This window comes from Paeniroseomonas aquatica (assembly GCF_030409335.1).
Taxonomy (GTDB): domain Bacteria; phylum Pseudomonadota; class Alphaproteobacteria; order Acetobacterales; family Acetobacteraceae; genus Belnapia; species Belnapia aquatica.
In genome coordinates this window covers 1-6912 of sequence record NZ_JAUFPN010000029.1, presented here as the reverse complement: position 1 = coordinate 6912, position 6912 = coordinate 1, and the positions used below count along the sequence as shown (strand labels likewise).

The window sequence follows — 6912 nt, the reverse complement described above, 5'->3', positions numbered from 1 at the left end:
CGCGCCGGGCACAGCGTAGAGCTTCACCACCTGTTGCGGGTCGTAAGCGATCACCCGCACGCGGGGATCGGCCCCGGCTGGGACCGGGGCCTCGTCCGCGACGGCCGGGGCGCCCCAGGTCAGCGGCAGGGCGACGGAGGCGGCCAGCAGTAGCCGCATAGTGAGACGGCTGCGGATCATCGGGCCTCTCCCAGCGTCGGCAAGCCCTCGCGCTCGGGCGGGCGGTATTCGGTGACGAGCACGCCCAGCGGGTTGATCGTGGTCCCGTCGGTAAAGGCGATATTCTGGCCGGCACGGTAGCGCAGCGTCGTAACCCAGGAGGACACGACCGGTGGGCGGCCGTGGGCGCGCTCGGTGCGGCGGAAACGGAGCTGATAAATTTCATCGGCCTGTGCGGTGTCGTTGGGCAGCAGGGCGCCGCTCAGCTGTTCCACGGTGACCGTCGCGCGGGTGCCCCACACGGCCTGCGGGCCGGGAGGCGTGGCGAGGTTGAACCATTCCTGGAAAGCGCTCCGCACCTGCGGCGCGGACATGCGGCTCACCACGTCATAGGCATAGCCGGCCTCGCCGGAGGACCAGCCTTCGCGCAGGCGGACGTACTGGAACAGGGTGGCACGCACGGCACGCTCCTGCACCGCGGCCGGCAGAGCGTCGCCATGGACCACGGTGGCCATACTGCCGTCCGGCTGAGGTACGGCGACGACCGGCACCACCCGCACTAGGGGGAAGAGCTGGAGGGCGGCGAGAGCCTGCATCCCGACCACGCCCAGCAGGCCGACGATGGCGACGGTCTTGCCAGTGCTGATGCGCTTGGCATGGCGGGCCTCGCGCGCCTGACGGGCCTGCGTCTCGGCGTAGAGGCGGTTCAACTCGCCACGGGGAATCACCACGGCGGCGGCCATCTCGGGGTCGGAGGGGCCGTCCGCGGAGGAGGCGGGAGGCGGTACGGGCTGGCCGGGCGGACGGATGGCGTTCAACGCCTGACGCTCCCGGCTGGGGCGACTACGGGTGCCGTGGCGGCGAGATGGGCCAGCGGCACCATCCGGGTCGGGTTGAGCCGGAACACCTCGCCACGACAGGCCGGGGCTTCGGTGAAGCCGGCACAGGCGGCCAGGGCCAGCAGCAAGAGCAACAGCGCGGGCTTCATCAGGGGAAACCTCGTAGAGGTGAAGAGGGGGGCACGCAGGGTCAGCCCCTCGGCGCGGTGTTGGCGGCCGTTGCCTCGGCGGCGGTGGCCGTGCGGCTCTGGTAGCCTTCCTGGCGAGCGTTGGTGGCGGCCGAGGCTTTCCTGCCGGAACTGCGCTGCATCGACGACATTCCGCGATCGATGGCTTCACCGAGGGCTTGCGTATGCGGGGCGAAGGAGCCGGCTAGGCCGCCGCCAATGGAGTAGGCCACGCCGGTCAGGGCACCAATCAGCAGCAGACCGCACCAATACCAGGCGGCGAGCTGCAGCAGCGCACCGATCCGCTCATCCAGGCCGGTGCCCATGTTGCCCTGCGCGGCGCGGACGTAATTGTTGAAGCCGCTCATCAGCATTTGCAGCATGACGCCGATGCTCACCTGCACAAGCGTCAGCGAGACGAGCTTGCCCACCCAGCGGTCCACGAAGGGCCGCGTGGCATCGAACAGCGCGAGGCCGATCAAAAAGGGGCCGAGGGCGATCACCATGCCCATAACGACGCGGGCAATCACCCACATCAGGAAAATGATGACGAGGGCCATGAAGGAGAGGCCCATGAACAGGCGGATGACGATGCGCTCGCCGAGCTGGGTGTAGCCGTTGGCCTCCGCGAGAACGGTGGCCGCCATGCGCTGCGTCGCGGCCCACAGCGCGTCGAACTGCGCGGCCGGGGCATAGGTGGTGCCGCCCGTTAGCGCGGCACCGACTGTGTTGGGAATATCCTGCAAGAACAGGTCACGGACGTAGGTGTTGAACATGCTGGTTGAGGTTAGCAGTGCGGCCACGGCCATGATCCGGAGCACGCGTCCGGCGAGCACGTTCTTGTCCATCCGACCGGTCAGCACGAGCCAGCCCGAGATGAGGATGAACAACGTGGCCGCCGCCCGCACCTGCGGACGTGCCCAAGCTAGGCCACTCGTGATAACGCTACTGATGCTGGCGAGTAAGTTGGTGTCGAATACGTCAGAGATATTCTGGAAGAAGCTAGCGGCCACCAGCGCCTCCCTCCCGATAGCGATCAAGTTGATTGCAGTAGGGCAGGAACATATGCGTCGGATTTGACGCGCGGTTCGCGCAGGCCGCTTGCAATTGCGTGAAACCGAATGGGTTGGTGCGCGGATTGAAGTCCGGTTCTGGTAACCCGCTGCTGTCCACGGGCGGCGCCTGGCGGCCCTGGCCTGCGCGCGGCAGGGTGTTTGGCAGCGGCTGTCCCATCCGCGACGAGGCGGCGCCCTCGGCATTCTGGCAATCCCACGTCGCGGCCAAACGCGCGTCGCGGTGGCAGCGACGCAAGGTTTCTTCGAGAATTTGTGGTCGGGCCTGATACCAGGGCACGTCGCGGACTTCCCCGCGTGACTGCTGCGCGAGGACAGGCGCGGTTCCCACGACGACCAAAGCGAGTGCAAGCATCGTGCCGTGCATCAGTCATTCCCCAGCGGCGGTAGGCTATCCCGCCACTGTTCCGCACTTTGCCGCTGTGCCTCCTCCGCGCGCAGCACGTCGCCCTGCTGCTGCACGGCGGCCATCATCTGCAACTGCGCAAGCTGCTGTTGCTGCGCGGACAGGAGAGCGTGCTCGGCCTGGATGCGGTTGTTCAGCGCTGCCGACGCCTGGACGTCGGGCTGCCCGTCGATCTCGCCCATCAGCTCGCGCAGGCCGGTGATACGCTGTTCCGACTGCTGCATTCCCTGCACCGCCGCAGCCTGGATGTTGCCCAGGCGCTGCGCCCGCCGGGTCAGCTCGGTTGCCGAGAAGTCGGTGCCCGAGGACGAAAAGAAGCGCAGGTTGGCCACCTGCTCAGCGGCACCTGCCAGGCTCCCCAAGCCTGTCATCGCGCCGCCGATCTGGTTAGCGCCGAAGCCGTTGGCCACGCTGCCCAGGCGGTTGGCATAGGTCGAGACGTTGGTGGTGTGGGCGAGGACATTATAGGTGGCCTGGAGCTGCTGATACTGCTGCTCAAGCTGCCGTACCGTCGTAACCGCTTGCGCCACCTGCTGGTAAAGCTGGGAGTTGGTGATCTGGGCCTGCGCGTTGGCGAGGGCGTCCGTCACCGGGATCTGCGCTCTGGCCGCGTCTGGCGCTATAAGGGCCAGGGCGATGGCCGCCCCCGCCAGTTGTGTCCGCTTCATCCTTTGCGTCTCCATCAGGTCGCCGCTTCCGGCAGGCGGCGATGAAACTCGGGCAGGAGCGCCGATGGCTCGTCGGTCCCCAGCTCACGGCGGATCTTCCGCAGCAGGCGGACGGTGCCGACCTTGCCGCTCAGCACCGCCAGGTGCGGTGCCATGGCGGGTGGCAGCTCCACCCGGCAGACCACGGAACCGGCGTCGCGCTTGATCAGCATGGAGCGCGCCCCAGCGGCCATGTCCTCGGTCACGGCACGATACTCGCCGGGGGTGCAGTGCAGGCTCTCGGAGCCGTCGCCCACGTCGCAGTAGGCGGACCGGCTGGCCGACTGGTTCGGGAACAGGACCTTGGTCGGGATGTTGCTCACCAGGGTGGCGCCGATCGGGTGGCGGAGCACCTGTTGCGGCTGCTGGGTGGCAATGACGAGGGCGCCGTTGCCCTTGCGGAGGGTGAGGGCAAAATCCTCGAAAGCTTTGGCGAACCGCTCGTCGGGCAGGTAGGCCCAGAACTCATCGGCCGCGAGCACGAAGCGCCGACCGTCGATCACGGAACGGACCCGGTGCAGCAGGTAGGAGGCGGCCGGGCCGCGCACCGTCTCGTCCTCCATCAGCGCCGAGAAGTCGACGCCTACCAGGCCGGTGTCGGGGTCGAAGGCGTCGGCCTCGCCGTCGAAGGCCCAGCCGAGGTCGCCGTCTCGCCCCCAGCGTTCCAGGCGCTTGCCGGCGCTGCTGGCTCCCTCGCCTACCAGCCAGGCGCAGAGCCCGGCGATGGAGCGGCCGACGGGCGGCATCCGCATCTGGAAGGCGATGGCCTTGGACAGCCGGCGCAATTCGATCGCGTCGGGCTGCGGGCCGTCGTCGGCGCGGATCAAGCCGACCACGAAGCGCAGCAACCACACCCGCGCGTCGGGCGTGTTGGACAGCGCCCGCATCGGCGCCAGACCGCTATCCTCCCCGGAGCGCAGCGTGAGGTAGCGCCCGCCCATGGCACGCACGAGGATTTCGTTGGCATTGTCCTTATCGAACACCACCACGGTCCCGCCAGGTCCCGTAACCCGTTCCAGGGCGGCCACCAGCATCCCGAGGAACACGGTCTTGCCCGACCCGGAGGGGCCGAAAATTGCCATGTGCGGCAGGCCGCCGACGTGCAGCGACAGGTCAAACCCGGTGTTGGCCGAGGTCAGCAGCCGCAGCAGCGGGGCGCCCCACTCCGGGGACGGGCCGCCCCGCGGGTAGCCATCCAGGGACGAGAAGCCGACGAAGTTCCGCGAGCTGATATCGCCCGGCCGGGTGCGCCAGGCCGCGTTCCCGGGGAGTTGCGCCCAGTAGGCGGCTTCCGTCCCCAGATCCTCGACAGCGACGCTGGCCCCGGCGTTGGTCAGGGCGGCGCGGACCTCGCCTGCGCGGCGCTCCAGGTCGGGCAGGGTGTCGCAATGAAGGGCGATGGAGATGTGGTGCGAGCCCACCGTAGCCTGGTTGGAGGCCACGTCGTCCATGGCATCGTGCAGTGCATCCATCTGACTCAGGGCACGGTCGCCGGCGTTGGCCATCTGCGCCTGCTTACGAGCCAGGCTGCCGGTCGCGGCGGCGCGCGAATGAAAGCGGAAGGAGTTGGTCAGCACCACCCGGCAGTCGGCCGAGAGCAGGTCGTTGAGCATCCCCGGCCGGGTGCGGTCGGGGTATTCCTTGAACCCCATAAGGGTACCGAAGGAGGGGCGGCCGGGGGTGCGGACCTCAAAGCCGCGCCGACCACAGATGACACGATCCGTGTAGATGGAGCCCCCAAGGGAGCCGCTGACCATCGGGACGGGGAGGAAGCGCGCCGTGAGGAAAAGTCGCAGAGCCTCCGCGATCTCGGAGAACAGCACCCCGCCGACTTCACGGATGCCCAGCCGTACCGGCCCCATCTCGGCGTAAGCCTTCAACAGTACCAGCATCCGGTCATCCAGGGTGCGGACCAGTTCGTCGCTGGCTGTGGTGGCGGCGGCCTCCTTTCGGCGCCCCATACGCGAGCGCAAGGCATTGAGGCCGCGTGTCACCGGGGCGCGCGGCGTGACGATCACCGAGACGAACCACTCGTTGACCCGTTCGCGCCCGGCAAGGACGTGCTGCCGGTAGGTGGCATCCAGATCGGCGGCGAAGGCGCTACGGTAGCTCCCGCCCGGCCGCGGCGACGCGCCGTCGTGCCGTACCATCGTCTCCACAACCGTCAGGGTATCGTCGGCGATGTTCCGCAGGACCGCGTTGCGGAAGCGGTGCCGGCTGTTCCGCCGGCCGTGATCCTCCAGGGCGAAGGGGGCACCAACTAGCCGCAGCATCCCCATTACCGACCCGTCCGTACGCAGCACCGCGTTGTCGCGGACGTGGCCGACGAAGGGCACGTAGTCGTCGGCGCCCCGCTCGCTCCACCCGGAGGCGGACAGGAAGGGGTTACGCATGGGGCATGCCGCGTGGGCCCCGCGCAGTCCCGGCAGGCATGGGAGCGACGGAGGCTCCGCCCCAATCGGCGGTATCGAAGCCGCGGGCACTGGTGTTGAGCCAGAGCACCGCGACGCCGACTGCGTTATAGTCGCGGGCGACGAGGAACCGGGCGGCAACCCAGACTGGGGCGACGAGGGCGAGTGCCCAGGCCACGCCGGTCAGGCCCTTGAACACGACCTGCACCTCGGCCGCGATCACAAACAGGCCAAGGGCCAGCGGCAGCGGTAGGCCGCACATCATGGCCGGCCGCGTCGCCGCAACGTGCAAGGGGTCTTCCTGCAGCGGTTCCAAGTCGTGCCGCCCTCAGAAGCCGAAGTAGCCGGCGATGGTCTCGGCATTGGCCAGGATCATGCCGCCGGCCACCACGGAGGCGATGACGCTGACCGAGAAACGCATGACGAACAGGCCGATGGCGACGGCGATGATGCCCAACATCACCAGACCGCGGGCGATGTTGGTCATGAACCACTGCGTCAAGCTGGTGATGGCGCCGGAGCCGCCCCCCACCTGCGCGTGCGCCAGGTCAGGCAGGATCAGGCAAGCCGTTGCAACAGCAGCGAACAGGGCGGCGTTCCGCGCCTTGGGTGAGAAGGTCATTCTGCAGTCCTCGGGGGCTGAGTAGGGGTAGCTCCCGAGGCGCCCCCCGACGCCGCGGGAGCGTCACGAGGCACGGCCAGTAGGCGCGGGCGGCTCATGTGGGCGGCCGACGCCCACACGTCCCACTCTGGGGGCGCGTCGGGATCGTCGTCGGACAACTCGGGAACGGGGGTATCGGCTGGGCGCGGCGGCGCCCCGGCGGCCTCGCCGTGCAGCCGGATCGCCGGCACGACGACTTCGGCGGCGCCTTGGACGCGCTGGACGTAGCCGTTGGCAAAGCCCCGTTCGGGGTGGCCGGTGTTGTAGCGGGAGAAGGTGACGCGAAGCGCCCGTTGCAGGTCCGCCTCGCCGCGGAGCGCGGCGGCATAGCCTTCGCGCAGTATGCGCGCCCCGGCCGCCAGGTTAATGCAAGGGTCGAGGGCGCTGGCGACCGTCAGCCCGAGACTGCGTAGGTTGCCGCTGTTCACCTGCATCAAGCCCAGGTCAACAGAACGGCCCTGGCGCTCGATCAGGTCCGTGGCAAGGGTG

The 6912-nt window shown here is 68.8% G+C and carries 10 protein-coding genes; all 10 read right to left on the bottom strand.

The features are described from left to right. The coding region (locus tag QWZ14_RS03245) for a hypothetical protein (RefSeq protein WP_290315131.1) at positions 1–180 on the bottom strand (180 nt) is incomplete at its 3' end. Continuing rightward, on the bottom strand, positions 177–977 hold the full coding sequence (locus QWZ14_RS03240) for a VirB8/TrbF family protein (RefSeq protein WP_290315130.1): 801 nt from the start codon (positions 975–977) through the stop codon (positions 177–179). The genes QWZ14_RS03245 and QWZ14_RS03240, both read right to left, overlap by 4 nt. Continuing rightward, the gene (locus QWZ14_RS03235; protein ID WP_290315129.1) at positions 974–1132 is read right to left on the bottom strand and encodes a hypothetical protein; all 159 of its coding nucleotides are present in this window, start codon (positions 1130–1132) and stop codon (positions 974–976) included. The genes QWZ14_RS03240 and QWZ14_RS03235 overlap by 4 nt, the downstream gene beginning before the upstream one ends. A gap of 56 nt (positions 1133–1188) precedes the next feature. Then, the gene (locus tag QWZ14_RS03230) at positions 1189–2178 is read right to left on the bottom strand and encodes a type IV secretion system protein (RefSeq protein WP_290315128.1); all 990 of its coding nucleotides are present in this window, start codon (positions 2176–2178) and stop codon (positions 1189–1191) included. Next, on the bottom strand, positions 2168–2605 hold the full coding sequence (locus tag QWZ14_RS03225) for a hypothetical protein (protein ID WP_290315127.1): 438 nt from the start codon (positions 2603–2605) through the stop codon (positions 2168–2170). The genes QWZ14_RS03230 and QWZ14_RS03225 overlap by 11 nt, the downstream gene beginning before the upstream one ends. Continuing rightward, on the bottom strand, positions 2605–3312 hold the full coding sequence (locus QWZ14_RS03220) for a type IV secretion system protein (RefSeq protein ID WP_290315126.1): 708 nt from the start codon (positions 3310–3312) through the stop codon (positions 2605–2607). The genes QWZ14_RS03225 and QWZ14_RS03220 overlap by 1 nt, the downstream gene beginning before the upstream one ends. Positions 3313–3326: 14 nt before the next feature. Next, a complete protein-coding gene (locus QWZ14_RS03215) occupies positions 3327–5744 on the bottom strand; it encodes a VirB4 family type IV secretion/conjugal transfer ATPase (RefSeq protein WP_290315125.1) in 2418 nt (805 codons plus the stop codon). After that, positions 5737–6078, bottom strand: coding sequence for a type IV secretion system protein VirB3 (locus tag QWZ14_RS03210; protein WP_290315124.1), 342 nt, complete (start codon positions 6076–6078; stop codon positions 5737–5739). The genes QWZ14_RS03215 and QWZ14_RS03210 overlap by 8 nt, the downstream gene beginning before the upstream one ends. Before the next feature lie 12 nt (positions 6079–6090). Then, the gene (locus QWZ14_RS03205; protein WP_290315123.1) at positions 6091–6384 is read right to left on the bottom strand and encodes a TrbC/VirB2 family protein; all 294 of its coding nucleotides are present in this window, start codon (positions 6382–6384) and stop codon (positions 6091–6093) included. Further along, positions 6381–6912 (bottom strand): transglycosylase SLT domain-containing protein (locus tag QWZ14_RS03200; RefSeq protein WP_290315122.1); only part of this gene is annotated, 532 nt, incomplete at its 5' end. The genes QWZ14_RS03200 and QWZ14_RS03205, both read right to left, overlap by 4 nt.

Coding starts and splice junctions, on each gene's coding strand:
- QWZ14_RS03225 (WP_290315127.1), bottom strand. CDS start 2,605: ATGCACGGCACGATGCTTGCACTCGCTTTGGTCGTCGTGGGAACCGCG.
- QWZ14_RS03220 (WP_290315126.1), bottom strand. CDS start 3,312: ATGAAGCGGACACAACTGGCGGGGGCGGCCATCGCCCTGGCCCTTATA.
- QWZ14_RS03215 (WP_290315125.1), bottom strand. CDS start 5,744: ATGCGTAACCCCTTCCTGTCCGCCTCCGGGTGGAGCGAGCGGGGCGCC.
- QWZ14_RS03205 (WP_290315123.1), bottom strand. CDS start 6,384: ATGACCTTCTCACCCAAGGCGCGGAACGCCGCCCTGTTCGCTGCTGTT.